24 protein-coding genes are annotated in these 25,572 nt (G+C 64.0%); 17 read left to right on the plus strand and 7 right to left on the minus strand.

The window, feature by feature from the left end; all coding sequences use genetic code 11:
* The first annotated feature begins 58 nt into the window (after positions 1 to 58).
* From K0O62_RS18995 to K0O62_RS19010, 4 genes are read left to right on the plus strand one after another with little or no spacing between them, the layout of a single operon-like run.
* Positions 59 to 1,414 (plus strand): cytochrome P450, encoded by a 1,356-nt coding sequence (locus K0O62_RS18995; RefSeq protein WP_073853718.1) that lies wholly within the window; start codon positions 59 to 61, stop codon positions 1,412 to 1,414.
* Positions 1,411 to 1,854, plus strand: a complete 444-nt coding sequence (locus K0O62_RS28900; RefSeq protein WP_073853716.1) for a Zn-ribbon domain-containing OB-fold protein — start codon at positions 1,411 to 1,413, stop codon at positions 1,852 to 1,854. Before K0O62_RS18995 ends, K0O62_RS28900 begins: the two co-directional genes overlap by 4 nt.
* On the plus strand, positions 1,851 to 3,008 hold the full coding sequence (locus K0O62_RS19005) for a thiolase C-terminal domain-containing protein (RefSeq protein ID WP_073853714.1): 1,158 nt from the start codon (positions 1,851 to 1,853) through the stop codon (positions 3,006 to 3,008). The genes K0O62_RS28900 and K0O62_RS19005 overlap by 4 nt, the downstream gene beginning before the upstream one ends.
* Complete coding sequence (locus K0O62_RS19010; protein ID WP_073853711.1) at positions 3,005 to 4,561, plus strand: acyl-CoA synthetase; 1,557 nt, start codon at positions 3,005 to 3,007, stop codon at positions 4,559 to 4,561. Before K0O62_RS19005 ends, K0O62_RS19010 begins: the two co-directional genes overlap by 4 nt.
* A 26-nt stretch (positions 4,562 to 4,587) precedes the next feature.
* Here the strand turns inward: K0O62_RS19010 and K0O62_RS19015 are convergent, their stop codons facing one another.
* From K0O62_RS19015 to K0O62_RS19040, 6 genes are read right to left on the minus strand one after another with little or no spacing between them, the layout of a single operon-like run.
* Positions 4,588 to 6,141 carry an MCE family protein gene (locus tag K0O62_RS19015; protein WP_073853709.1) on the minus strand — a complete coding sequence of 518 codons (1,554 nt, stop codon included), beginning with the start codon at positions 6,139 to 6,141 and terminating at the stop codon, positions 4,588 to 4,590.
* On the minus strand, positions 6,142 to 7,335 hold the full coding sequence (locus tag K0O62_RS19020; RefSeq protein ID WP_073853707.1) for an MCE family protein: 1,194 nt from the start codon (positions 7,333 to 7,335) through the stop codon (positions 6,142 to 6,144).
* Complete coding sequence (locus K0O62_RS19025) at positions 7,332 to 8,642, minus strand: MCE family protein (protein WP_073853705.1); 1,311 nt, start codon at positions 8,640 to 8,642, stop codon at positions 7,332 to 7,334. Before K0O62_RS19025 ends, K0O62_RS19020 begins: the two co-directional genes overlap by 4 nt.
* Positions 8,639 to 9,721: an MCE family protein gene (locus K0O62_RS19030; protein ID WP_073853704.1), complete on the minus strand. Its 1,083-nt coding sequence runs from the start codon at positions 9,719 to 9,721 to the stop codon at positions 8,639 to 8,641. The genes K0O62_RS19025 and K0O62_RS19030 overlap by 4 nt, the downstream gene beginning before the upstream one ends.
* Positions 9,718 to 10,746 carry an MCE family protein gene (locus K0O62_RS19035; protein ID WP_073853702.1) on the minus strand — a complete coding sequence of 343 codons (1,029 nt, stop codon included), beginning with the start codon at positions 10,744 to 10,746 and terminating at the stop codon, positions 9,718 to 9,720. Before K0O62_RS19035 ends, K0O62_RS19030 begins: the two co-directional genes overlap by 4 nt.
* A complete protein-coding gene (locus tag K0O62_RS19040; RefSeq protein ID WP_097933976.1) occupies positions 10,746 to 11,933 on the minus strand; it encodes an MCE family protein in 1,188 nt (395 codons plus the stop codon). The genes K0O62_RS19035 and K0O62_RS19040 overlap by 1 nt, the downstream gene beginning before the upstream one ends.
* A gap of 367 nt (positions 11,934 to 12,300) precedes the next feature.
* Here K0O62_RS19040 and K0O62_RS19045 point away from each other — a divergent pair, with 367 nt between their 5' ends.
* The 13 genes from K0O62_RS19045 (at position 12,301) to K0O62_RS19105 (ending at position 24,652) form a co-directional block, all read left to right on the plus strand.
* Positions 12,301 to 12,768 carry an Rv2253/PknI dimerization domain-containing protein gene (locus K0O62_RS19045; RefSeq protein ID WP_234799944.1) on the plus strand — a complete coding sequence of 156 codons (468 nt, stop codon included), beginning with the start codon at positions 12,301 to 12,303 and terminating at the stop codon, positions 12,766 to 12,768.
* A gap of 262 nt (positions 12,769 to 13,030) precedes the next feature.
* Positions 13,031 to 14,620 carry a FadR/GntR family transcriptional regulator gene (locus tag K0O62_RS19050; protein ID WP_073853697.1) on the plus strand — a complete coding sequence of 530 codons (1,590 nt, stop codon included), beginning with the start codon at positions 13,031 to 13,033 and terminating at the stop codon, positions 14,618 to 14,620.
* A gap of 39 nt (positions 14,621 to 14,659) precedes the next feature.
* Positions 14,660 to 15,916: an amidohydrolase family protein gene (locus K0O62_RS19055; protein WP_073853695.1), complete on the plus strand. Its 1,257-nt coding sequence runs from the start codon at positions 14,660 to 14,662 to the stop codon at positions 15,914 to 15,916.
* Complete coding sequence (locus tag K0O62_RS19060) at positions 15,917 to 16,681, plus strand: SDR family oxidoreductase (RefSeq protein ID WP_073853692.1); 765 nt, start codon at positions 15,917 to 15,919, stop codon at positions 16,679 to 16,681. It abuts the gene before it with no gap.
* Between the two features lie 37 nt (positions 16,682 to 16,718).
* Positions 16,719 to 17,069, plus strand: a complete 351-nt coding sequence (locus K0O62_RS19065) for a DUF4286 family protein (RefSeq protein ID WP_073853690.1) — start codon at positions 16,719 to 16,721, stop codon at positions 17,067 to 17,069.
* A gap of 59 nt (positions 17,070 to 17,128) precedes the next feature.
* Positions 17,129 to 18,430 (plus strand): acyl-CoA dehydrogenase family protein, encoded by a 1,302-nt coding sequence (locus tag K0O62_RS19070; RefSeq protein ID WP_073853688.1) that lies wholly within the window; start codon positions 17,129 to 17,131, stop codon positions 18,428 to 18,430.
* The gene (locus K0O62_RS19075; protein WP_073853687.1) at positions 18,427 to 18,843 is read left to right on the plus strand and encodes a nuclear transport factor 2 family protein; all 417 of its coding nucleotides are present in this window, start codon (positions 18,427 to 18,429) and stop codon (positions 18,841 to 18,843) included. The genes K0O62_RS19070 and K0O62_RS19075 overlap by 4 nt, the downstream gene beginning before the upstream one ends.
* A gap of 107 nt (positions 18,844 to 18,950) precedes the next feature.
* The gene (locus tag K0O62_RS19080; protein WP_073854353.1) at positions 18,951 to 19,970 is read left to right on the plus strand and encodes a phosphotransferase family protein; all 1,020 of its coding nucleotides are present in this window, start codon (positions 18,951 to 18,953) and stop codon (positions 19,968 to 19,970) included.
* On the plus strand, positions 19,967 to 20,737 hold the full coding sequence (locus K0O62_RS19085) for an SDR family NAD(P)-dependent oxidoreductase (protein ID WP_073853685.1): 771 nt from the start codon (positions 19,967 to 19,969) through the stop codon (positions 20,735 to 20,737). The genes K0O62_RS19080 and K0O62_RS19085 overlap by 4 nt, the downstream gene beginning before the upstream one ends.
* Positions 20,738 to 20,770: 33 nt before the next feature.
* On the plus strand, positions 20,771 to 21,664 hold the full coding sequence (locus K0O62_RS19090) for a mycofactocin-coupled SDR family oxidoreductase (RefSeq protein ID WP_073853683.1): 894 nt from the start codon (positions 20,771 to 20,773) through the stop codon (positions 21,662 to 21,664).
* 117 nt (positions 21,665 to 21,781) lie between these two features.
* Positions 21,782 to 22,981 (plus strand): acyl-CoA dehydrogenase family protein, encoded by a 1,200-nt coding sequence (locus tag K0O62_RS19095; protein WP_165636931.1) that lies wholly within the window; start codon positions 21,782 to 21,784, stop codon positions 22,979 to 22,981.
* 10 nt (positions 22,982 to 22,991) lie between these two features.
* Positions 22,992 to 23,621 carry a TetR/AcrR family transcriptional regulator gene (locus tag K0O62_RS19100; protein ID WP_234799943.1) on the plus strand — a complete coding sequence of 210 codons (630 nt, stop codon included), beginning with the start codon at positions 22,992 to 22,994 and terminating at the stop codon, positions 23,619 to 23,621.
* On the plus strand, positions 23,618 to 24,652 hold the full coding sequence (locus tag K0O62_RS19105; RefSeq protein ID WP_073853677.1) for an LLM class flavin-dependent oxidoreductase: 1,035 nt from the start codon (positions 23,618 to 23,620) through the stop codon (positions 24,650 to 24,652). Before K0O62_RS19100 ends, K0O62_RS19105 begins: the two co-directional genes overlap by 4 nt.
* Here the strand turns inward: K0O62_RS19105 and K0O62_RS19110 are convergent.
* Positions 24,611 to 25,423, minus strand: coding sequence for a TetR/AcrR family transcriptional regulator (locus tag K0O62_RS19110; RefSeq protein WP_073853675.1), 813 nt, complete (start codon positions 25,421 to 25,423; stop codon positions 24,611 to 24,613). The genes K0O62_RS19105 and K0O62_RS19110 overlap by 42 nt on opposite strands.
* Positions 25,424 to 25,572: the final 149 nt, after the last annotated feature.

Below are 25,572 nucleotides of genomic sequence, written 5' to 3' on the forward strand. Positions count from 1 at the left end.
CCATCCCCCCTTCAACCAGTCCGCGCAATGGTCAGAGAGAGAAGATGGGGACGACCTCGTGAGCGACAGCATTGCCCCGGAGGATGACCGCAAGAAGAACCGGTACCAGTTCGATCGACATTCCCCGGACTACCGATTTCGGTTCGAGAAGGTCACCGAGGAACTTCAGCAGCAGTGCCCGGTGGCATGGTCGGACACCTACGGTGGGCACTGGGTCGCGAGTAGCAGCGACGCGGTGTTCGAACTCGCCCGTTGCCCGCACATCTCCAACGACCACGACGTCAACGGTGAACGCCGCGGCTATCAGGGCATCAGCATTCCGCACAAGACGATCCCGGTTCGGGGGGGCATGCTGGAGATGGATGCTCCCGAGCACCGCTGGTACCGCAACGTGCTCAACCCGTACCTGTCGCCCGCCGCGGTGAAGCGCTGGGAGCCGTTCATCGATGAGGTGGTGCGCGCCAGCATCGACGAGAAGATCGCCGAGGGCCGGATGGACTTCGTCGACGATCTGGCCAACGTCGTCCCGGCGGTACTGACACTGGCGATGCTGGGCATCCCGATCAAGCAGTGGTTGCTCTACAGCGAGCCGATCCACGCGTTCATCTACACCCCGGAGGACTCCCCGGAGATGCCGGCGGTGATCGAGGGGCAGATGGCGATGGCGATGGATCTCATGGGCAACATGAACGAGATCCGGGAGAAGCCCCGGCCCGGCCTGATCCATGCGTTGAACCAGATGCGGATCGATGGTGAGCCGGCTCCGGAGATCGAGGTTCTGGGCATGCTGACGCTCCTGATCGGCGGCGGATTCGACACCACCACGGCCCTGACCGCCCACTCGTTGGAGTGGCTGGGACAGAACCCGGACCAACGCGACCGACTCATCCGCGAGCGCGACACCCTGATCGACTCCGCCACCGAGGAGTTCCTGCGCTTCTACACCCCCGCCCCCGGGGACGGACGGACGTTCTCCGAGGACGTCGAGATCAACGGCACGCAGTTCAAGGAGGGCGAACGCCTGTATATCTCGTGGGCCATGGCCAACCGCGACCCGGCGGTCTTCCCCAACCCGAACCAGATCGTCCTGGACCGTAAGGCCAATCGCCACTTCAGCTTCGGCCTCGGGGCGCACCGCTGCATCGGATCGAACGTCGGGCGGGTCGTCTTCAAATCCATGCTCAACGGTGTGCTGGACCGGATACCCGACTACCACTGCGACCCCGACGCCACGGTGCACTACGAGACCATCGGCGTGATCCAGGGCATGCGGCACCTGCCCGCCACGTTCACCCCGCGAGAACCATCGGGCCCCGGACTCTACGAAACCCTGGATAAGCTGCAAAGGATCTGCGACGAACAACAACTGGCGCTGCCCATCACCGAACGCAGGGAAACGGCCCGCATCGAATGAGTCTCGACGCCCCGAGGACGACCGACCAGCGGCCGCTCCCCGCACCGGATGATCTCACCCGGTTCCACTGGGACGCAGCGTCTGAGCATCGGTTGGTCCTGCAGCGGTGCACGTCCTGCTCGGTACTGCAGTACCCCCCGGAGGTCTGCTGTCTACGCTGCCAGGGTGACGACCTCGAACACAGCGAATCCACCGGTCGTGGCGTCATCTACTCCTATTCGGTCGTGGATCGCCCGCTGCATGCCGGTTTCGTCGACCGCGTGCCCTACGTCGTGGTGCTCGTCGAACTCGATGATCAACCCGGGCTCCGGATCCTGGCCAACCTCCTCGACACCGTCCCGGGGACGCCGCTGTCCTGCGGTATGCGCGTCGAGGTCACGTTCGAGGATATCGGCGCGATCACGCTGCCCCAGTTCCGGCTGGCCGAGGCGGAGTCATGAGCGGCTTGGCGCGGCCCGTCGCGATTGCCGGTGTGGGCTACTCGGAGCTGAGCCGCAAGGGTGAACCGCACCCGGATGCGCTCGCCCTGACCGCGGCGAGGGCCGCGCTGGCGGATGCCGGGGTACGCACCAGCGACATCGACGGGATCTTCGAGTACAAGTTCGGCCCGGAATCACCTGGCGCCCAGGACATGGCGAGGCTGCTCGGCGTGCCCGACCTGGCCGCCTTCGCCGACATCATGGCGTCGAATCCGTCGGGTTTGGGCGGCGTCCTGGCCGGGGTGATGGCCGTGGCCTCGGGGGCCTGTGAGACGGTCCTCGTCTTTCGCTGCCTCACGCGCTCCGCCGGCCACCAGGGTGGCGTGGCCAGCGGTCCGGAGACAGTGAGCGGACGCGACCAGTTCCTCACCCCCTATGGATATCTCGGCGGAGTTCTGGTCAACCTGGCGCTCAAGAAGCAACGCTGGATGGCCGAGTACGGCCGCGGCGAGGAGGACTTCGGCCGCATCGCCGTCAACGCGCGACGGTGGTCCTCGCTGAACCCGCGGGCGGTATTACGTGATGAGGTGACGATGGCGGACTATCTGTCGTCGCGGATGGTGGTCGACCCCTTGCGGGTCCTCGATTGCGACTACCCGGTCAACGGGGCCGTCGCCACCGTGATCACCACGGCCGAGCGGGCCGCCGATCTGCCGCAGCCATCCGTGCTCGTCGATGCGATGGCGTATGGCACCGGGCGCGGTGCGGACTGGGTGTTCGACGTCGACTTCCTCTATGGGGGCATGGTCGAGTGCGCGGATCGGCTGTGGAAGCGATCGTCGGTGACCCTGGCCGACGTCGATGTCTTCCAACTCTACGACGGCTTCACCCCGGTGACCGTGGCGTGGATAGAAGCGATCGGCGCCTGCGGGCGAGGCGAATTCGGTGACTGGGTCGGTGATGGTAGCCGACTGGCCCCTGGTGGTGACTTCCCGTTGAATACCGCGGGCGGGCAACTGGCCGAAGGACGCTTACACGGAATCGGCTTCCTCAACGAGGCCGTGTTGCAACTGCGCGGCCAGAGCGCCGACAGGCAGGTGCCCGACGCTGAGGTCGCGGTGGTGATGAGCGGTGTGTATCCGCAATGCGGGGGGATGGTGCTGCAGGCAACATGATCGAGCGAGCCCTCTCCCCCGGTTGGCATGCACTGCATACCCCAGACCGCCCTGCGGTGGTGATGGCATCGGACGGCCTCACGGTCACCTACGCCGAACTCGACGAACGCTCGCGTACGTTTGCACGCTTTCTGCGCGACCAAGGCCTCGAGACGGGCGACCACATCGCGATCCTGTTGGGCAATGACCGAGCCTTCCTTGAAGTCGCCTGGGCGGCCCAGCGCGCTGGCCTCTATTACACGGCTATCAACCGCCACCTGCGCGCCGCCGAGGTGCAGTACGTTCTCGACGATTGCCGCGCAAAGGCCCTGATAACCAGCGGGCGAGCAACCGAGACGGTACTCAACCTGAATGTCAGCCGGGTGTCGGTGCAGGTGTGCACCGAAGGTCGACTCGCCGGCTTCTTCGATTACCAGCAACTGCTGTCGACCCACTCGGCCGAGCAATGGACCGGTGAATGTGAGGGGCGGGAGATGCTGTACTCCTCGGGGACCACCGGATTCCCCAAGGGAGTCCGTAAACAACTGTCCGCCAGTGCGTTCGGCGACCCGACATCGGCACCGGCGCAGATTGCCCTGGCGGTCACCGCCGGTGGTGCGGGCCCGGACACCGTTTTCCTCTGTCCGGCACCGCTCTACCATTCGGCGCCATTGGTGTGCTCGATGTCCTGGCAGCGGGTCGGTGCGACAGTCGTGCTGATGGAGCGGTTCGATCCGCGTGGCTGCCTCGAACTGATCGAGCGCTACCGAGTCACCGACGCACAGCTCGTACCCACCATGTTCACCCGGATGCTCCGATTGCCCCGTAGCGAGCGCGAGGCGTACGACCTGTCCAGTCTGCAGCGCGTCACCCATACCGGCGCGCCGTGCCCCGTCGCGGTCAAGCGTCAGATGATCGACTGGTGGGGACCGATCATCGATGAGTACTACTCGGGGACCGAAGATATCGGCGTGACGCTCATTTCATCCGCGGAGTGGCTGGAACACCCCGGTTCGGTCGGCCGACCGCTGGAGCGCTGCCATATCGTCGGTGAGGACGGTCAGGAACTGCCGCCGGGCGCTGTCGGTGTGGTCTATTTCGAAGGTGGCCGGCCTTTCGAATATCACAATGATACGACCAAGACGGACTCGGTGAGCAATGCGGCCGGCTGGCGAACCCTCGGCGACATGGGCTACCTCGACGCCGACGGCTACCTCTACCTCACCGACCGCAAGGCCCACATGATCATTTCCGGCGGAGTGAACATCTATCCGCAGGAGGCCGAGAATCTACTGGCAGGGCATCCGGCCGTCGCCGATGTCGCGGTGATCGGGGTGCCTGACGACGATATGGGCGAGGCGGTCAAAGCGGTCATCGAGGTCACCGACGCTGTCGTGCCCGGCGAGGCCTTGGCGACCGAACTGATCGCGTTCTGCCGGGACGGGCTGGCCACCTACAAGTGCCCGCGCACCGTCGACTTCGTCGATGCTCTCCCGCGCGATGCGAACGGCAAGATGTACAAACGGCTGCTGCGCGACCAGTACTGGGAGAACCACGCTTCGCGCATCGTCTGACGCGGCAACCGCGCTTGCCGTCAGCACTACGTGGGAAACAGATCCCGCCATGACTCGTCTGTCGTCGCCACCGCCAGGTTCCGCTGCTGATGCACGGCTCCGTCCGGTCCGACGTACTGCCCGGTGCGCGGGTCATAGTTGGTCACGAACACGGATGGACCGCTTCCCGGTCCACCGACGCCGAATGCGCTCGGAGCGACCGGGATCGCTCCGGCAGCAGGCGCCGGCGCGGGCGTGGCGTCCGGTGGCGCCGGAGGGCCGGCGCCGGGCGGCGGCGAGGTTCCCTGCAGGGGCCCGAAGATGCCCTCATCCATACCGGCCCGGTCATCGATCGGAATACCTTGCGCGATGAGGTTGGGGTCTATCGGATAGGGGCCGAGGGCGTTCTGGCGCTGCACCAATGGCTGAAAAGGTTTGTCGCTATTGCAGTCCTGCACCGTCGCCGCCCGCTTTCCGGGCACTCCCATACAGGGGTAGTTGCGGGCACCGCGCACAGCCAACGGTGAATCCTGTGGCAGTTTGCAGTACAAGCCGTCGGGGGTGTCCACGTCGGTCAGGTCGGCTGGGGAACGCCAGGCCGATGGCGGTAGGAAGCCGGCGGTACACGCCGGCGGATCGCTGATGGTCAGAGCGAAATCACCAATGCTCTGACCGGTCGGGCTGTTGCTCGGCATTCCGAACGTATGAAGTTGGCCGACGTAGTTCGGCAGCAACACCAGTAGCTGCTCGACAGACGGACGGTACGTGACGCCGATCTGGCCGATGCTGGTGAGATTGGCAAGGAGCACCGGCAGTGTCGGTTTCACATCGCTGAGCAGCCGTGACGTCTCGTCGAACGCACCCGGCCCCTGCCGCACAAGGGTACGAATCTGGGTGTCGTTGGCCACCAACTGTCCGGTGACATCTGCCAGACTGTGCGCCCACTGCCGGATCGAGTCGACAGTTTGCACTTGGGAATCCAGCAGCGGCACTGCGTCATCGAGCAGTATCCGGGTCTGTTCGCCGATCCGGGCGAAGTCGGTGCCGATCGTCGATGCCGAGTCGAACAGGGATCCGAAGTCATCGCCCGCTCCCTCGAAGCCCTGATAGGACTCCGCGAGCAGATCACTGAGCCGCTCCTTGGGAACGCTATCGACCAGTTCACTGAGCTGATCCAGCATCGGGCCGACTTGTTGCGGAATCTCGGTGTCTCGCACCGAGATGACCGAACCGTCCTCCAGGTACGGCGCCGTGTCGGTGCGCGGTAGTAAGTCGACGTATTGCTCGCCCACCGCCGAGACACTGCGTACGTGCGCCTGCAGGTCCGCCGGAATTCTGGGTGACGTGTCCAGCACGAGAGTGGCCTGCGCACCGGCCTCGGTCGGCACCACGCTGGTGACCTTGCCGATCTGCACGCCCCGCAGCGTCACGTTGCCGAACCTGTACAACCCTGCCGACGACGTCAATTCCAGCTTCACGGTGTAGCGACCGAGGCCCAGGAGGGTCGGTATCTGCAGATAGCCGAACACCATCACGCTCATACCGACGATCGACACGATCGTGAAGACGATCAACTGTGTCCGGATGAAGCGCGTCAACATCTAGCCGGTCCCGTCTGTGGCAGGAACATCGGATGTGGGCGCGGCGGGCTCCAGCCCGGCGTGGGGGGCCGGCGGCGGTGGCGGCGGTATCACGCCGACGCCGAGCGGATCCTTGGTGTAACCGAGGTACGCGGGCTCTCCCGGCGCCGGTACCAACGGTGCGCCGTCCTCCCCCCAGCGGGTACCCATGAGCAGTGCCCGCTTCATCCGTGGAGCGGTGATATCGAACTCGGCAAACAGGTTGACATAGTCGCCGCGGACCGCCCGGTCGATGAAATTCTGGGTGAACGGCGCGGTTGTCGCATAGGCCAGCACGGCATTCAGACCCGGTCCGACGTCGGCCAGCGATCGCAGCGTGGGTCCCAGATTCTGCAGGTTCCGCACCAGATCGGCTTGGGCGTCGTTGACCAGGCCGACAGCCGTATCGCTGAAGATTCCGAGTTGCTTGAGCGCGGCAGCGATACGGGGCCGCTCCCGGACGAGCACATCCAATGCGGGCGGGATCGTGTGCATCGCCTCGGTCAGCACCGCGCGTCGGCCCGCGACCGTGTCGGCCAATCGATTCAAACCGTGCAGCGCGGAGACGATCTTGTCGCGCTGGGCATCGATGGTCCCCACAAAGGTGTCCAGCCGGGTGAGCAGCGACCGAATCTGTTCTTCGCGCCCCGACAACGCATCGTTGACGTTGTGGATGATGTCGCCGATCTGCCCGAGCCCGCCGCCGTTCACGATCACCGACAGCGAGGACAAAGTCTGCTCGGTGGACGGATAGGTTGACGATCTACTCAGCGGGATGGTCGCTCCGGGTTCGAGGCCACCGCTCGGTATCTGGCCCAGCGGCACGTTGAGCTGCAGATGCATGGACCCCAGCAGACTGGTCTGCCCGACGCTGGCCACGGCATTGGCGGGCACCCGGACACCCGGCTGTACCGATACTTCGACGTTGGCGTGCCAGTCCTTGACCGTCATTCTGCCCACGCTGCCGACGATGACGTCGTTGATCATGACGGGTGCATTCGACTCAAGTGTGGACACGTTCGCTATTTCGACGTGATAAACCGTCGCGCCGGGACCGCGGCCCACACTGCCCGGCAGCGGCAGCGAGTTGAGCCCGTCGAATGCGCATCCCGTCGCGGTCAGCACCACACCTGAGCTGATCGCCAGTACCCGACGAACAAGGAGCGATCCGCTCATGGTGCCGCCATTTCTGCGGGGAGCAGCATGTCCTGCAAGGTCGGCGGGGATCCGGCAGGAGGCGGGTGCGCGGCGCCGGGCGGCGCCGGCGCGACCGGGTAGGCCGACAACCCCAACGGCGCCTCGGGGGGCCCCGGGGTGGGCCCCGCGCCACCGGGCGCCAATGCCGGGTCCGAGTATTCGACGTTCTTCGGCGACGGCATCAGCGCCGGGTTGATCGGGAACGGCAGGTAATTGAAACTCATAGTGCGCGCCGCAGGGCCGAGGTACTGCCCGCACAGTTTCGCGGTTTCGGTTGAGGTGGCATTGTCGAGTGCGCCGATCGCGCCACACAGGAATCCTGCAGGATCCGAGAAATTGTTGAGCGCAAAACTACCGAGGATCGACCCCGTGTCGGGGTTGTAACTGTTGACCGTGTTACCAAAAGCGTTCGGCGCCACGTGCAGGACGTTCTCCAGATCGATCTGGTGATCGACGAGGTTCTGGGTGACGTTGCCCAGCCGACGGATCTGTTCTGACGTCTTGTCCCGGGTGCCGAGAATGAAGCGCTGCACATCGCCGACCGCTGCGGACAGGTTCGTCAAGGTCGCATCCAGATCGGAAGTGCTGTCTCCCAGCACACTCGACAAGGTGGCGAGCCGGTCCTGGAATGACACGATCTGAGTGTTGCTGTCACGGAGCGCCGTGACGAAAACCTGAAGGTTCTTGACGATATCGACGATGTTGCCGCCCCCGTCGGCGAGGATGCGCGCCATCCCCGACAGCTGAGTGATCGTCTGCCGGAGTTTCGCGCCATTGCCGTCCATGGCGTCTGCTGCGCTGTCGATGAACCGCCCCACCGACGTGGTGGAGTCAGTAGCGCTTGGTCCCAGATCCGTGGCCAGCCTGTTCAGTTGAGCCTTCACCTCGTCCCACTCGACGGGTACGGCTGTCCGATCGAGGGGAATCACCGCGCCATCAGCCAGGGTCGGCCCACGTGATTCATAGGGCGGCGTGAGTTGGACATACCGGGCATCGACCAGGTTCTGCGCGACGATCACGGCTTTCACATCGGCCGGAATCGGAACGCCACGATCGACGCTGAGCGTGACCGCCACCTGGGTGCCCTGCGACTCCACCTGCGCGATCGTGCCGATCTTCACACCGGCGACGCGCACTTCATCGCCCGGATAGACCGATGTGGCGGAGACGAACTGGGCAGTGATCTTGTTGGGAGCGAGGAACTCCCGATGGATCAGGAACCCGGTACCCGCCAGCACGACCAGGATGCCGGCGATGACCGCGACCGACCGCTTGGGGCCTTTCATCGTGATCCTCCCGGGATGCCGTTGTACGGAAACGGGAGTTCAGCTCGCGGACCGGCGTTGTCCGGGGGCCGGCCGGCGTCGGTGCCTCTTCTGAACCCGAGCGCATAGTCGAGGAAAGGCTGTAACAGCTGCGCCTGGGTCAGGTTCGGCACAAACGCGTTGTAGTAGAACCCGCTGGACACCGTCTCGCCTTGGGTGAGTTGGTATTTCGCAAGGCCCGGCAACGCCTTGGCGATATTGTCGCTGTTCTTCTCGAGCATCGCCGTCACCGAATTCAGCTTCTCCAGCGCGGGAGCCAGTTGTTCCTCATTGTCGGCGACCAGTCCGGACAGCTGCTGCGCCAACCCGGACGTGTACACAAGTAGCTGCGCGATCGCCTGCCGCCGCTCGACCAGCACACCGAGGAGAGCATCAGCATCCAGGATGAGCGTGTTGACCTGCTGACTCTGGTCCGACAGGATCGAAGTGAATTCGCCCGCGCTCTGGAAGAGTTCGCCGAGGGTGTCGTTGCGACCGTTGATGGACTGCGACAACCGGGTGAGCCCGTCGAAGGTCGGTCCCAGTTGCGGCGCGATCTGACCGATGGTGTCCGACAGCGTATCCAAGGACCGGTTCAGGGAGGCGGTGTCCATCCCCGCGGTGTTCGTCGTGAGGTCGCTCGTCGCTTCGGTCAGCGAGTACGGCGATGACGTTCGCGAGAGCGGGATGACAGTTCGGGGTGCCAAGCGACCACTGCCGGCCGAACTCAGAGTCAACACCCGCTGCCCCAGTAGCGAACCGGTACGGATGTGGGCGGACGTTTCCGATCCGAGCCCCACCGTCGCCTTGAGGGTGAAGTTCACGACCGCGCGCCCCTTGTCCAGGTCCACACTGGACACCGATCCGGTCCTGACCCCGGACACCGTTACCGGATCACCGCTGCCCAGACCCCCTGCTTCGGCGAAGATCGCGCTGTAGGTCACCGATGTCGCCCACGACGAGATGCGTTCCGGCTGCAGCCCCGCCGCGATGATGAGAACCGCGAGGGTGACACCGATGATGCCGTGGCGAATGAGATGGCTTCCGCGGTATTTGATCACTCGGGCTCACCGCACCTTCCGCTGGTCTGTTTGATCCAGGGGAAGACCGTCGTGCGTCCCTGCAGATCCGTCGCACGGAAGGTCACACCGCAGAGGAAGTAGTTGATGAAGCTGCCGTATGAGCCCAGCCGGACCAGCTTTCGGTAATTCGCCGGCGCCCGCTGCAGCGCGATGTCGATGGTCTCTTGGTCGCCGTCGAGTATCGGCGCCAACCGACCCAACTGCGTCACGGTCTCGGCCAGTGGCGGCCGCACGTTGGTCAGCAGGTCCGTCAAGGACGCGGTCCCACTGCTCAACGACGAGATCGCGGTACCGATGGGGTCGCGATCGGCGGAGAGACCGGTGATGAGCTTTTGTAGTCGATCGACCGCTGTGGAGAACTCATCCCCGTCCTGGGCGAGGGTGCCGACCACCGCGTTCAGGTTGTCGATGAGTTGTTCGATGACGTGGTTGTTGTCGGCCAACGACGTCGAGAACGACGAGGTGCGCGACAGCAGCGACTCCAATGGGCCGCCCTGGCCTTGAAAGACGTGGATCAGCGAGTTGGTCAGGGCGTTGACGTCTTGCGGATCCAAACCCTGAATCACGGGTTTGAGGCCACCCAGTAGGAGATCCAGGTCCAGCGCGGCCTCGGTACGGTCGGTGGGAATGTGCGATCCGGCCGGCAGGAGTCGGGTTGATCCCGGTCCGTCGACCAATTCCAGGTAGCGGTCCCCGACCAGGTTGAGATAGCGCACCTCGGCCTTGGTACCGGTGGTGAGCTTGATGTCACGATCGGCGTCGAACGCGACCAGAACTCTCAGATCAGGTTGCAGCTCGACGTTGTTCACGGTGCCGATGCGGATACCGGCGATGCGCACCGAATCCCCCGATTTCAGACTGGAGGCGTCGGAGAAATCCGCCGAATAGCTCGCTGTGGGCCCGGTCCGCGATTGACTGAAAATGCCGAAGAGGAACCAGATCAACACGATCATCACCGCCGCGAACACGCCGAACTTCACGGCCGCACCGCGCGCCTGGCCCATCATCCGCGTGGTCCGATCTGCGCGGTGTTACGTGGCGGACCCGCGATGGGCCCGAACAGCATCTGCTTCAGACCGTCGGAGTTCAGAACCAGCCCCTGATTTCCGTACTGGGTGGACTGGACCCCGATATCGGTGATCAGTTGCGGTACGCGGTGTCCGGCCGGTAGGTCCGGCAGCCCGAAGCAGCGCGGACCGCCCGTGGCCGCCACCTTCGGCAGGTTGTCCGGGAACCGATATCGTTCGGCACCCAAGGTAAGGCCGAAATTGGTGAGGACACCGGGAACCACCGACGGTGGCACGTTCGCCATCCGTTCCAGTCCCTGGAGCGCGCAGGTCAGTGCGGTGTTGTACTGGTTGGTCAGGTCGGTGGTGGGCGCCAGCAGGTGCACCACATCGGTCATCGCCTTCTGGTTGGAGCCGATGACGTCGCTACCGATGTCCGCCAGCCCGATCGAGCTGATCAGGAACGTATCCAGATCGTGCTGGGTGTCGACAATGGTTCGGCTCAGCTTCGACGCGTTGTCCACCGTGCGCATCAGGTCGTCCGCCGCATCGGCGTAGGCGTTGACCACCAGTGGTGTCAACTCGATGTCGTGACTGAGCGCAGGCAGACTCGGCTCGATCTCGGCCAGAAACGCCTCGAAGTCGACGAGGGCTTGACCGAACTTTTCGCCACGGCCGTCGAATGCTGTGGACATGGCGCCGAGGGTCTGGCTGAGTTTCGTGGGGTCGACTTTGTCCAACAGTGAGGTGAGCCGCTGGAACACCGTGTTGACTTCGACCGTGACGTGCTGAGCGCTGAGCACTTGCCCGGCCGTCAGGGCCTCTGCCGCAGGCTGGGGCGGTGAAACCAATGACACGGACTTGGCACCGAAAATCGTTGTCGATTCGATGTTCACCAGAGAATTGGCCGGTATCAGGTGCAGCCACGCAGCATCGATCGCGAGGTGAATCGCCACCTGGCCATCCGGCGCGCCCTCGAGGGCGGAAACCCTGCCGACCTGCACGCCATGGAACTTCACTTTCGCATCGGGGTTCAACACCAGCCCGGCCCGCGGGGAGAACACCGTCGCTGACACGCTGTCGGTGGCGCCACCGCGAAACAGGAAGACTGCCCCGAAGACGAGCGCGGAGATGACCGCGATGGTCACCAGACCCATCACCGGTCGGGCGAGTGACCTAGACAACGATGTCTCGTCGGTAACTCATCGCGAAGCGGTGCCGGATGTGTCTCGCTGTGCACACCGCCGCTCCGATCTCGATGTTCAGCCGAACGCAACATCAATGATATAAGCCGATCAAACGGACCTAGTCAACTATTTTCTGACTTCGCCCTATTCTACAACCGCGACAGCAGAGGATGCGGCACCATTGGCCGATAGTCCGTTGCAGCGGCCGGCCCGAGGCGGTTGCCCTCCGCGATTGACCCAGACGAGACCTACTGCACCGCAACATGAACGAGAGGTCGCGAGCGAGATCCAGAGCGTCCCGCCGCCATCTTTCGGGGTTGGAGAACCAATGCGCACATCCTGTCTTGTTGCGGTCACACTCGGAGTGCTGCCCCTGGTCGGCCCACCTCCGCTTGCTCATGCGGATTCGGCGGGGCCACTCAACGGGACCTATCGCGCGACGTCCCTGGGAGACCAGGCCAAGACCAATTCGCGGGTTCACGAACAGGCCACCGTCCGAAGCACCTGGACGATCACCACCACCTGCAGTTTCGCCGACCTGTGCGCCGGCACGGTGACCAGCGATCAAGGGTGGTCCGCCGAGGTGCGCAACATGTCCGGCCAGTGGTTCGTCCGGCGCGACCTACCGGGTTGGGCACCCTGCCCCGACGGCGTCACGACCTCCCCGGGCCGGCAGATATTCAAGTTCTATCCCGCAGACGCACGGGGGCAAGCGGTCAGGAACTCGCGCACATGGGCGGGCTGGGATGAGACGACGGGCGTCAGCGGCGCCTGCGGCCATAATCTGCAGCAGCAGATCACGATGCCGTTCAGGCTCGACCAGATCACCTGACCGCCTTTCCGAACCCGTCGCACATGCATCGCATTAAATAGTTGACTAGGTAGTCTGTCTACTTTACGGTAGGTAGCAGAACCCACTCTCGGATAAGGAATGTCGTGACTCAAGGGCCAGCGCGGGAGAAGAGCGATTCCCTGATGCTGTGCGCCGACAGAGACACCCGACGCCGCGTCCGGACGCGGCCCCTATCAGGTCGGGAACAGGCGGCACCTGTCCAGGTACCGAACCTGCCGAAGCAATGGTATTGACTGCACCTATGACCGAGTCACCCGAAAGCGCCGAACGAACCAGCGCCATGATGCCGATCCAACCCGGTGACGGCGATGTGTGGCGATCCATGCCGCGACGGAACACCCAGAAGGTCTCCCATCTGCTCGCCGCCGACCTCAGGCACCAGATCCTCACCGGACAGCTGGCAGCTGATCAACAATTGCCACCGGAAGCCGATCTCACGAAGCGCTTGCAGATCTCCCGCGAGACACTGCGCGAAGCCCTGCGGATTCTGGAGTCACAGCAGCTCCTGGAGATCCGGCGCGGACGCGGCGGCGGCGCGGTTGTTCGCCGGCCCGGACTCGAAGCAGTGAGCCGATACGTGGCACTGTTGCTGCAGCTGCGTAGCACCACGCTGGAACATCTCGAAGAGGTCCGGTCGGTCATCGAGCCCGCTGCTGCCGGGCAGGCAGTCGGCCTGGCCGGGACCGGCCATCTCAAGACCCTCGTGGCACTGCACGACTCCGAACGCTCGGCGGAAGGCGATCCACTCGGTTTCGTCACCGCCATCACAGCTTTCGATCAGGCGGTCACCGAGCTGGCGGGCAACCAGACCTTGGCTGTCATCGCCGGAGTCTTCCGCGACATCTATGCCGGCCAGGTCTATTCGTCCATCGACAGCAAGGACGCGGTCGCGGCGGATCAGATCGCGCGCCGGGTCATCGTGAGCCACAGCGCCTTTCTCGACGCCGCGCGGCGCCGAGACGCCGCCCTGGCGCAGAAGACGTGGAGCGACTACCTGTTCACCACGAATCGTCTGCTCGTCGGGCGGAAGGTCAGTCGGCGACCGATCGATATCGCACCGTTGTGGCGAGCGCAGGCCGGGCAGGCCGGCTCCGGCCCCACGCCGCGCCGCGCGTTGATTCTGGCCGCCGAGTTCCGGGCGCGCATCGCCGAGGGCCGACTCAAGGACGGCGACCGACTTCCGTCGCTGGCCGACCTGGCAGACGAATTCAGCATCTCCCGACCTACGTTGCGCGAAGCGCTGCGGATCCTGGAGATGGAATACCTGCTCGATCTGCGGACCGGTGACCGCGGCGGGGCGTCCATCCGGACTCCCTCATCGCGGGTTGCCGCGCAGCAGGCGGGCATCGTGCTCGAAGCACGTGGAACCACGTTCGCGGACTTCTTCAGAGCGACACAGCAGATCATGCCGCCGATCATCGGTCTGGTCGCCTCACGAATCACACCGACCCGTCTCAAGATGCTCAACGATGTCAGTTCCCGGTTGGCGGCATGTACCGAGAACACCTCGGAGTTCGTCACGACCTGGCGCGAAGCGGAGATGATCGCCTTCTCGGCGGTCAAGAACCCCGCGCTGACCGTGATCGCCGAGATCATGCACTGGGTGCGCGTCGGAGTGGAGCCGGCGGTGACCGCGGACGCGACGCGCTTGCCCTGGGTGGCCAAGACCAATCGCAACGCCCAGCGTCTCTTCGCACAGTTCGTCGCCGCGGCAGCGGAGCAGGACTCCGTCGGCGCCGCCGAGGTGTGGGCCGAGAACCTGAAAGCCAACGCGTCGTGGTTCCAAGAATCTGGCTTCGGCGAACGGTTGGTGCTCGATCTGATGGGCTGACTCAGGCGCCTGGCGCCTGACCGCAAATAGGGAGAACTGATGAACATCGATGACTTGATCCTGGTCAGCGTCGACGACCACGTGATCGAACCAGCGAACATGTTCGACGGTCGGGTGCCCAAGAAGTACGAAGCCGCGGCGCCGCGCTTCGTCCGCCGCGATGACGGCACGATGGCGTGGCTGTACGACGGCAAGGAGATCCTCAATCCCGCCCTCAACGCGGTGGCCGGACGCCCGCCCGAGGAGTTCGGGGCCGAGCCCACCTGTATCGAGGAGATCCGCAGCGGCTGTTACGACATCGACGACCGGGTCAAGGACATGAACGCCAACGGAGTGCTCGGCTCGATGTGCTTTCCCTCCTTTCCACGCTTCTGCGGCCAGTTGTTCATGGAGTCCGAGGACAAGGACCAGGCCGCCGCTCTGGTGCGTGCGTACAACGATTGGCACATCGAGGAGTGGGCCGGTACGCACCCAGGTCGCATCATTCCCCTTGCGCTGCCGATGATGTGGGATCCCATCGCAACAGCCGCCGAGATTCGGCGGCTCGCCGAAAAGGGCTGCCACGCAGTGACCTTCTCGTCCAGCCCCTACGATCTCGGGCTGCCGAGCCTGTACTCGGATCACTGGGATCCGTTCTGGGAGGCCTGTGCCGAGACGGGCACCGTCGTCTGCATGCATCTTGGATCGAATTCCATCCCCCCGATGACATCTCCCGATGCCCCCATCGAACTCGTGTACACCCTGTCACCAATCGGCCTGTTCTCCGCCGCCGCCGACCTGCTGTGGAGCAAGGTCTTCCTGAAGTTCCCCACCTTGCGTGTTGCGCTGTCCGAGGGTGGCATCGGCTGGCTGCCGTACTTCCAGGAACGCGTCGATTACATCTACAAGCACACCCAGCACTGGAGCGGCATGGATCTCGGTGGCCGGTTGCCGTCGGAGATCTTCGCCGAGCACGTGATCCTGTGCTTCATCGACGATCTCGTCGGCGTCGAGAATCGTGCCCACCTCAACATCGACAACATCACCTGGGAATGCGACTATCCGCACTCGGACACCACCTGGCCGAACGCTCCAGAGATTCTCCAGCGGTCACTCGGTGGCGTCTCAGATGACGAGATCAACAAGATCACCCACCTCAACGCCATGCGGCACTTCGACTACGACCCGTTCGCCCACATCCCGCGGGAACAGGCGACCGTATCGGCACTGCGTGCCGAGGCGCAAGACTGGGACATCAGCCTCAAATCCATCAAGCACCTGCGGCCCGCCGGCGCTTCCGCCGCCCAGGCGTTCTAGATGAAGCTGCGCGACAAAGTCGTCGTCATCACCGGAAGCGGTAGCGGGATCGGGGCAGAGTGCGCCAGACGCTTTACCGCTGAGGGCGCGAAAGTCGTTGTCACCGACGTCAACTCCGATGGCCTCACCCGGGTGGCGGATGACCTCGGTACCGTCGGACTGGCTGTGGACATCACGCTCGAGGAGAACGTCCGTGCAGTGGCCGAGCTGGCCCGCCGCACCTACGGCCCGATCGATCTCTGGTTCAGTAACGCCGGCTACACCGGACCGCCCCAGGGCGGCGGCATCGGCGATGAGGCGCTGTGGGACCTCAGCTGGCGACTGCACGTGATGTCGCACGTGTACGCAGCCCGCGAAGTACTACCGGCCATGCTCGAACGCGGGGACGGATACCTGCTCCAGACCGCGTCGGTCGTCGCGCTGGCCGTCCATCCCGACAAGCCCGCCTACTCGGTGACCAAGCATGCCACGCTCAGCCTGTCGGAATGGCTCGCGACATCATATCGGCCCAAGGGAATCAAGGTCTCGTGCTTCTGCCCCGGCCCGATGTTGACACCGATGTTGTTGGCCGACGTCGCACCCGAGAACCAGGCGATCATGAACAGCGCCGCCCGCCCCGACGAGGTCGCGGAGCGGCTCGTGCGCGCCATCGATGCCGAGGACTTCCTGATCCTCGACTCGGACATCGGCACTGCCGCACTGGCAGCCAAGGCGGCGAATTACGAGCAGTGGATCACCAATATGAGCGGGCTGCAAACCGGTTGACCCGTGCTCCATTTCAAGCCTGAAGTGAGGACTACGCATGTCGGACAGGTATCTACAAGTCACCTTCTCCAATCCCGTCGAAGGTATGGAAGACGAATACAACGAGTGGTACGACAACGTCCACATACCGGAACTTCTGGCAATTCCGGGCATGCTGTCAGCCACCCGCTACGACCTCCGCGACGCGGAGGTGTACCGCGTGGAGGGTGGTATGCCGCAGGAACACCGGTATCTGACCATCTATGAGATGGAGGGCGATGCCGACGCCATCCTGGCCAAGATCATGGAAGGCGTGGCCAGCGGCGAGATCGTGATGAGCGACAGCCTGGACCTACCGAGTTCGCGAATGTCGTTCTGGAACGCGCGCGGACCGAAAGTGAACGAATAGCAGCAACGCTGGCCCTGTGCCATCCCTTCCACTCACCTTCTCACAAAGGAATTGCGGCAATGTCATGGGATTTTGAGACTGATGCCGATTATCAGGCATTGCTGGACTGGGCGGATCAGTTCGTGCGAGAGGAGGTCGAACCGCTGGACCTGGTGTGGCCCAACCAGGAGTTCGTTCCGCTCACCGACGCCCGACGCAAGGCCGTCGATCCGCTGAAGGACCAAGTGCGGCGCAAGGGGCTGTGGGCCACCCATCTGGGCCCCGAACTCGGAGGCCAGGGCTACGGGCAGCTGAAATTGGCGTTGCTGAACGAAATCCTCGGCCGTTCGCAGTGGGCGCCCATCGTGTTCGGTTGCCAGGCGCCGGACACCGGCAACGCCGAGATCATCGCGCACTACGGCACACCGGAGCAGAAGCGGCGCTACCTGCAACCGCTCTTGAACGGCGAGATGTTCTCCAGTTACTCGATGACAGAACCGCAGGCCGGCGCGGACCCGACTCAGTTCACCACCCACGCCGAGCGGGACGGCGACGATTGGGTGATCAACGGCTGGAAGTTCTTCTCCTCCAATGCCAGAACGGCGTCGTTCCTGATCGTCATGGTGGTCACCAACACCGAGGTGAGCCCCTACAAGGGGATGTCGATGTTCCTGGTGCCGACCGACACCCCCGGCGTCGAGATGGTGCGCAATGTGGGACTGTACGGCGAACCGGACGATGAGGGAATGCACGCGCTGATCCACTACAACAACGTGCGCGTCCCCCACGAGGCGTTGTTGGGCGGAGAGGGGCAAGCCTTTGCCATCGCCCAAACCCGCCTGGGCGGCGGACGCATCCATCACGCCATGCGCACAATCGGTTTCGCCCGGCAAGCCTTGGACATGATGTGCGAGCGCGCACTGAGTCGTCAGACGGCGGGCAGTCTGCTCGCGGACAAACAGTTCATCCAAGGCTTCATCGCCGACTCCTACGCCCAGCTGACGCAGTTCCGGTTGTTCGTGCTGTACACCGCGTGGGAGATCGACAAGTACAACGACTACAAGAGGGTCCGGAAAGACATCGCGGCGGTCAAGGCGACGATGCCCACGGTGCTCCACGATATCGCCTGGCGCGCAATGCAGGTCCACGGTGCGCTGGGGGTCAGCAACGAGATGCCGCTGTTCAAGATGATTCACGGTGCTGCGGCGATGGGACTGGTCGACGGGCCCACCGAGGTGCACAAGACCACGGTCGCCCGCCAGGTACTTCGGGACCACTCCCCCACCGACGACATGTGGCCCACCGAGTGGCTGCCGAGGAAGCGGGAGGCCGCCCGCGCGAAACTCTCCGACTACCTCGACGCCGAAGTGGGCAACCTGTGACAGCGCCATTCACTCGCCGGGTCGAGATCGCCACAGACTTCCTCAACAGCATAGGAAGCCTGGACTTCGAGGAAGTCGGGCGACACCTTGCCGACGACGCGATCATGGCGCTCCCCTTCCTCGATGATCTGCCCGCTCTGCACGGGAAGTCCGCCATCGTCGATCAGCTGCGAAACACGATTCCGCACCTGTTCCGGCGGATGGACTTCACGTTCGACCAGTGGTACAACATCCGAGAATCCGATGCCGTCATCGCCGAATACCACAGCGAAGCAATCATGTTGGCGTCTGACAACGCCTACCGAAACAGCTACATCACCGTCTTTCGGTTCGACGGCGACAGGATCAGTCTCTACCGGGAATACCTGAATCCCGCGAAGATGACCGACCTCATCTCATCACCGGACATCTGAATCACTCCGCGGGGCATCGTCGACATCGGCCCCGGTGCAACTGATTTCACCAACCAGGTAATTCGAAATGGAGAACTGTGACCACAGCAGAGGAGATCGCTCCGACGATCGCCGACGTCGACAAGCTCACTTCTTGGCTGGACATCCAGGAGCTCGGGACCGGTGCACCACTGGAGTACCGCTACATCTCCGGTGGCAGCCAGAACGAGATCTATGAGATACGACGGGGCGACCTGCACTGCGCCATGCGAATCCCGCCGCCCACCGCCCCGGCCGACCGCGACAACGGCATCCTCCGTGAATGGCGCATCATCGATGCGTTGACCGGCACCGATGTACCGCACACCGAGGCGATCGCGGTCTGCACGGATCCGTCCGTTCTCGGACGCACCTTCTATCTGATGGGATTCGTCGACGGATGGTCCCCGATGCAGAGCATCGGGAAGTGGCCCGCGCCCTTCGATGCCGACGTCGAGAGTCGGCAAGGCCTGGCTTACCAACTGGTCGAGGGCGCGGCGCTGCTGTCCAAAGTCGACTGGAGAGCCAAGGGTCTCCACGATCTGGGTCGGCCGGACGGCTTCCATGATCGCCAGGTGGACCGCTGGACTGCCTTCCTCGATCGCATCAAAGGCCGTGAACTACCGGGCTTCGATGAAGCCGCCGCGTGGCTGCGGGCACACAAGCCGATCGACTACATCCCGGGAATCATGCACGGCGACTACCAATTCGCCAATGTGATGTTCCGCAACGGTGCGCCGGCCCAGCTGGCCGCCATCGTCGACTGGGAGATGGGCACCATCGGCGACCCGAAGCTGGACCTGGGCTGGGTCATGCAGTCCTGGCCCGAGGACACCAACAGCGGTGACGGCAGTGTCGGTGACTATGTGGACATGCGGGGAATGCCCTCACGCTCAGAGGTTCTAGAGCACTACTCCAACGTCTCGGGACGTCAGGTCGATGACATCGACTACTACTGTGTCTTGGCCCAGTGGAAGCTGGCCGTCATCTTGGAGCAGGGTTATCAACGGGCCAAAGGCGACCCGAAGCTGGAGGCCTTCGGGCCGGTCATCCTGGATCTCATGCGCGGTGCAGCCGAGCTCGCCGCGAGTAGCGATTACCAGCGATGAAGACTCCCGCCGAGATGTTCGACCTGACGGGGAAGGTCGCTGTGGTCACCGGGGGGAGCCGGGGCATCGGCCGCGCCGTGGCGGAGGGATTCGCCATGGCGGGCGCCGACATTGTCATCGCCAGCCGCAAGTTCGACAACTGCGAGACCGCGGCCGAGGAGATCGCGGCCGCCTCCGGACGGCGCACGCTGCCGGTCGGCTGCCATGTCGGCAAGTGGGAGGACGCCGAGGCACTGTTGGAGACGGTGTACGCCACTTTCGGCCGGTGCGACGTCCTGGTCAACAACGCCGGAATGGCGCCGGTCTACGACGATCTTCCCTCGGTGACGCAGGAGCTTTACGACAAGGTCCACGCGGTGAATGCCCGCGGGCCATTTCGCCTCAGCGTGCTCTTCGGTACGAGGATGGCCGAGGGTGACGGCGGCTCGATCATCAACGTCACCACCGCCGGCTCACTGCGCCCGGACACCGCCGATCTGCCCTACGCCATGGCGAAGGCCGGACTGAACGCCCTGACGTTGGGGTTGGCCGGTGCGTGGGCACCGAAGGTTCGGGCCAACCTCGTTCTGCCGGGCGCCTACGACACCGACATCTCCAAGGGATGGGGTGCCGAGGCGCATGAGCTGGTCGCGGCAATGAACCCGATGAAGCGCATGGGCGTGCCCGAGGACATGGTGGGACTCTGCGTGTTCCTTGCCAGCGACGCCGCCGGTTATATCAACGGCGCTCAGATACTCGCTGACGGCGGGATGTTCCGCTCCCTCTGAGCACCAACTCAATTCATCACGATAGGGGAAGTCATGCCCGGCAGAATGACAGGCAAGGTCTCGTTCATCACGGGCGCCGGCCGCGGTCAGGGACGAGCTCATGCCGTGCTGCAGGCACGAGAAGGCGCCGACATCATCGCGATCGATATCTGCGAGGACATCGAGTCGAATCCGTACCCGATGGCCAGCTGGGATGACCTGATGGCGACCAAGACCCTCGTCGAGCAGGAGGGTCGCCGCTGCGTGGCCATCAAGGCCGACGTGCGTGTCCGGGAGCAGCTCGGTGATGCCCTCAACCAGGGCATCACCGAGTTGGGACAGCTGACGACGGTCATGGCCAACGCCGGCATCATGCCACTGGCCATGGGTGATCCACAGCCGATGGACTTCCAGGACGCTGTCGACGTCGACCTCATCGGCGTGATGAACACCGTGGCGGTGGCGATCCCGCGCCTGGTCCCGGCCGGCAATGGCGCCTCCATCATCATCACCGGGTCCATCGCGGCGCTGATCCCCGGCACCATGTCCCAGGCAGCCGATCCCAGGACCATCATGGGGCCGGGCGGGGAGGGATACAGCTGGTCCAAACAGGTGCTGGTCGACTACACACAGAGAATGGCTTTACAGCTGGCGCCCAACGGAATTCGGGTCAACATTGTGCACCCCACCAATTGCAACACGCATCTGATGAACTGTGCGGGCATCTACCAGGTCTTCCGGCCCGATCTCGAAGGCGACGTCAGCAAGGACGACTTCCGGCCGGCCTCGGAGTTCTACCATGCCCTTCCCACCGCCTGGCTGGAGCCGGAGGACGTCGCCGAACTCGTCCTCTTCCTGGCGTCAGACGCGTCAAAGCACATGACCGGCACCAGCATCCCGATCGACGCCGGCTGCATGATCAAGTGGCCCAACGGCCCCGGGCAGTAACCCGACTCTTTCGCGAAACCCCCTCTGCGGCAGTGGGGACAGCTCACCCTTGCCTCCCGGGGTGAGCATCGGTATGTTTTTTGTTTAGGCACTCGACTAACCCTGAGGGAGATCATGATGACGGTCGTCGACCAAGCAGTGCGAACTGACGGGTCATCGCCGGGCGCCTCGCTCGCGGATGCCGCGCGGGCCTTCGTGCCGAGGATCCGGGACCTCGCGCGGCAGATGGAGCTGGCCGGGCGCCTCGATGACGATCTCGTCGAGGACATGGAAGCTGCGGGTCTGTTCTCCGTGGTCGTACCGAAGCGCTGGGGTGGCGCCGGGCTGGGTCCACACGAACTCAACAAAGTCACCGAGATCATCGCCGGCGGCGATGTCTCCACGGCGTGGGTCACCGGCTTCTACAACCTGCACAACTGGTTTCTGTGCCGGTACCCACTCGAGGTACAGCAGGAGCTCTTCGCCGAGCGGTCCTCGGTGCGCGCCGCCGCGATCCTGTCCTTCCCGGGCTCGGCCGAACGGGTCGACGGGGGTTTGCGCGTCAATGGGCGCTGGGGTTACGCCACCGGCATGCTGCACGCCTCCCATGCACTCGTGCCGGTGATCATCGATGCGGATATGCACTGGGTGATCGTGCCGCGGGAGCAGATGGAGATCTTCGACGATTGGGACGTCGCGTCGATGGCCGCGACGGGAAGCGTCAGCATCGAGGTGAAGGATGCGCTGGTCCCGGAAAGTTGGGCCTTGCCGTTCGGCCAGATGATGTCGGCCGCTGATCACGGCGGGACCTTCCACGAGGAAGACGTCATGCGGATGCCGTTCTCGGTGCTCAGCCTATCGATGTCGGCGATGTTCGTGGGGGCACTCGACGCCGGAGTGGAGATAGCGCGGGAACGCTTGAACGCGTTCGCGGGCGTCAACAGCCCGCCACGAATCGAACGACCGCTGGCTCGACTGAAGTGGGTCAACGCCTTCCAGACAGCGCGGATCATGCATTTGGTACTCGACGGCGCCACCGAGAACGCCATTCAGATCGCCCGTACCGGTGTCCCGCCGACACTCGAGGAGGAGGCGTGCGCCGGGTTGCACGGCGCGACCATCCTGCAAACGGTGCGCGACACACTGCGCGGCCTTGTCGACGGCAACGGTTCCAGCGGCTACAAGTCCGATAATCATCTGCGCAGGATGGCGGCCGATATCGGGATGCTGTCCACCCACGCGGTCCATGGCGAATACGACGTGTCGATGGACCGTTACGCACGGTGGATCCTGGGTATGGGTGTTGCGCCCGGGGATCCCGGCGCGCGGATGACGTGACCGGTAGGGGGTGGACTACCTTGCACACATGGCATCGACTCCACCTGCAGACGCCGAGGATTCCGACGCCCGGACAGCATTGCTCGACGCCACCGAGCGGCTCATGCTCAACGAGGGCTACGCGGCGGTGACATCGCGTCGGGTAGCGGCCGAAGCCGGCGTCAACCCCGGGCTCGTGTACTACTACTTCGGCCCGATGGACAACCTGTTCGTCGAGGTGTTCCGACGGAGCGCAGCACGGATGCTCGGCCGCCAGGCCGAAGCATTGGCTTCGGCGCAACCGCTGCGGGCGCTCTGGGATCTGATTCGCGATCAGACCAATTCGAGTCTCAACCTCGAGTTCCTCGCACTCGGCAACCATCGCAAGGCGCTCAGGGATGAAATGAAGGCTTTCTCGCTGCGGTTCCGGGAGATCCAGTTCGACGGGCTGTCGAAGGCCCTGTCCAAGTACAACGTCGACGCCACCTTGTGGCCCCCGCAAGCAGTGATGATCTTCATGGACGGTGCGGCGCGGTTCATGGGCGAAGAACGCGCCTACGGACTGACCCTCGGTCACCAGCAAGCTGTCGATGTGGTCGAACGACTGATCAGTGACGTAGAAGGGAAGCGCCGACCGGCGCGACGCAGAAGGGGCTTATGAACCTGCAATTCGGCATGTTGTGGCCGTTCAGAAACCCGGAATGGGCGCGGGTCGCCTGGGATGACTTCTACCGCTGTCAACTCGACCTGATCGTCGAGTCCGAGCAACTGGGCTTCGATCACGTCTGGCTCACCGAGCACCACTTCGTCGATGACGGCTACTCCCCCTCGCTGTTTCCGATCGGTGCCGCCGTCGCAGCCCGCACCAGCCGAATCCGCATCGGAACATTTTTGCTCCTCCTTCCGCTGCACAATCCCGTCCGGGTCGCCGAGGACACCGCCACCCTCGACCTCATCTCCGGAGGCCGTTTCGATCTCGGCGTCGGCTTGGGCTACCGCCGCGCCGAATTCGACGATCAAGGTATCCCCGCCCGCGAGCGCGCCACTCGCATGCAGGAGAACCTCACGATTGTTCGGCGGCTGCTCTCCGGCGAAACCGTGACATTCGAGGGAAAACACAACTCCTTACGCAACGTTCGGATCTCCCCGCCCGCACTGCAGCGGCCGCACCCACCGATGTGGGTCGGCGGAACGGCCCCCAGAGCCATTCAGCGGGCCGCCGATATGGGGTTGCACTTCCTCAGCGGGGGGCCGGGATCAGCGAGCCGGTATGACGACGGACTGCGGGCCAACGGACACGACCCACAGGATTTTCACGTTGCCGCCACCTTTCCCACCTACGTCGCACCCACCCGCGAACAGGCCTGGCAGATCGCGGCCGCACCCTTGCGCTACATGGCCGCCGGATACCTGCAGTGGACCGCGGAAGCCAACGGCACACCACCCGGCGACGTTCCCGCGTTGCCCTCGGTCGAGGACATCATCGGCAACCAGAAAATGGACTTCTTCGGCGAGGACATGCTCGTCGGTAGCCCTCAGGACGTCATCGAGAAGATCGAGGCGCACCGGGCCGGATCCCGGCTGACGCATCTGGTCGCCGGCATGGCGCTCCCGGGCATGCCACCAGATCAGATCCGTTCCGGTATGCAGCTATTCGCACGAGACGTCATCCCGCACTTCCGCCGGTCGTAAGCCCGCTTCCAGCTGAGTGCGGGCCTGATCGAGTTGGGTCAGCGCCTCGGCGATCGAGCGCTCGAGCCGCACCTTCTCCTCCTCGGCCACGACGGCGTCCCGGTCCGGGGGCAGGACGCCGCGCAGGAACAGTCCGACGCTGTACCGGGTGTGTCGATCCACCTCGTCGCTGGTGAAGACGACTCCCCGGGAACTAGCGTTCGCCGGACCGCCGACGACGAGATCGAGGAAGGCTTCCGCGGCTTCATCGGCATGGGGCAATTCGACTCCGTCCCGTGCGATCCGGCGCCGGAACAGGTCGGCAAGGTAGGCCAGGGTGGGCTCGGTCCCCTTCTGCACGTTGAAGGCACTTATCTCGGGCATCTGTCCTGAGACGGCATTGGTCAGATGCAACAGGCGCTGACCTCCCCGGCTGAGCACGTTGGCCACCAGAATCTGACCGATCCTCAGCAGCGTCTCTTCGAGGTCATCACTCTCCGCCTCCTGCAACAGTTCGATCGGAATGATCCACTCCTCGATCGCCCGAGTGAGTGCGGCCTTGAAAAGGGTGGTCTTATCGCCGTACCGGGTATATACGGTGCGCTTGGCCATGCCGGCCGCCGCGGCGATCCCTTCGATGGTGGTGCGCTCGAATCCGTTCTGCAAAAAGAGGTCCAGCGCCGTGTCCAGTAAGTGTTCATTGCTGAGTGTTGGCCTGCCAGGTCGTCGCTTCCCCGAGGTCGGTCCCGTGGCGGAGGGCGCACCGTCGGCCTCAGCAGGTTGTTCGGTCACACAGTCAATCTTGCATGCTTGCGCCACCCGCGCACCCACCCGCCCACAAGTTCTAACCGAACTCGGTGCCTTATTGTCAAATATCTACCGTTTTCAACCCTAAATAAAACGCAATGGGTAACATTCTTTGTGGCCGACAGTGCCGATCC

The organism is Mycolicibacterium diernhoferi (assembly GCF_019456655.1).
GTDB lineage: Bacteria > Actinomycetota > Actinomycetes > Mycobacteriales > Mycobacteriaceae > Mycobacterium > Mycobacterium diernhoferi.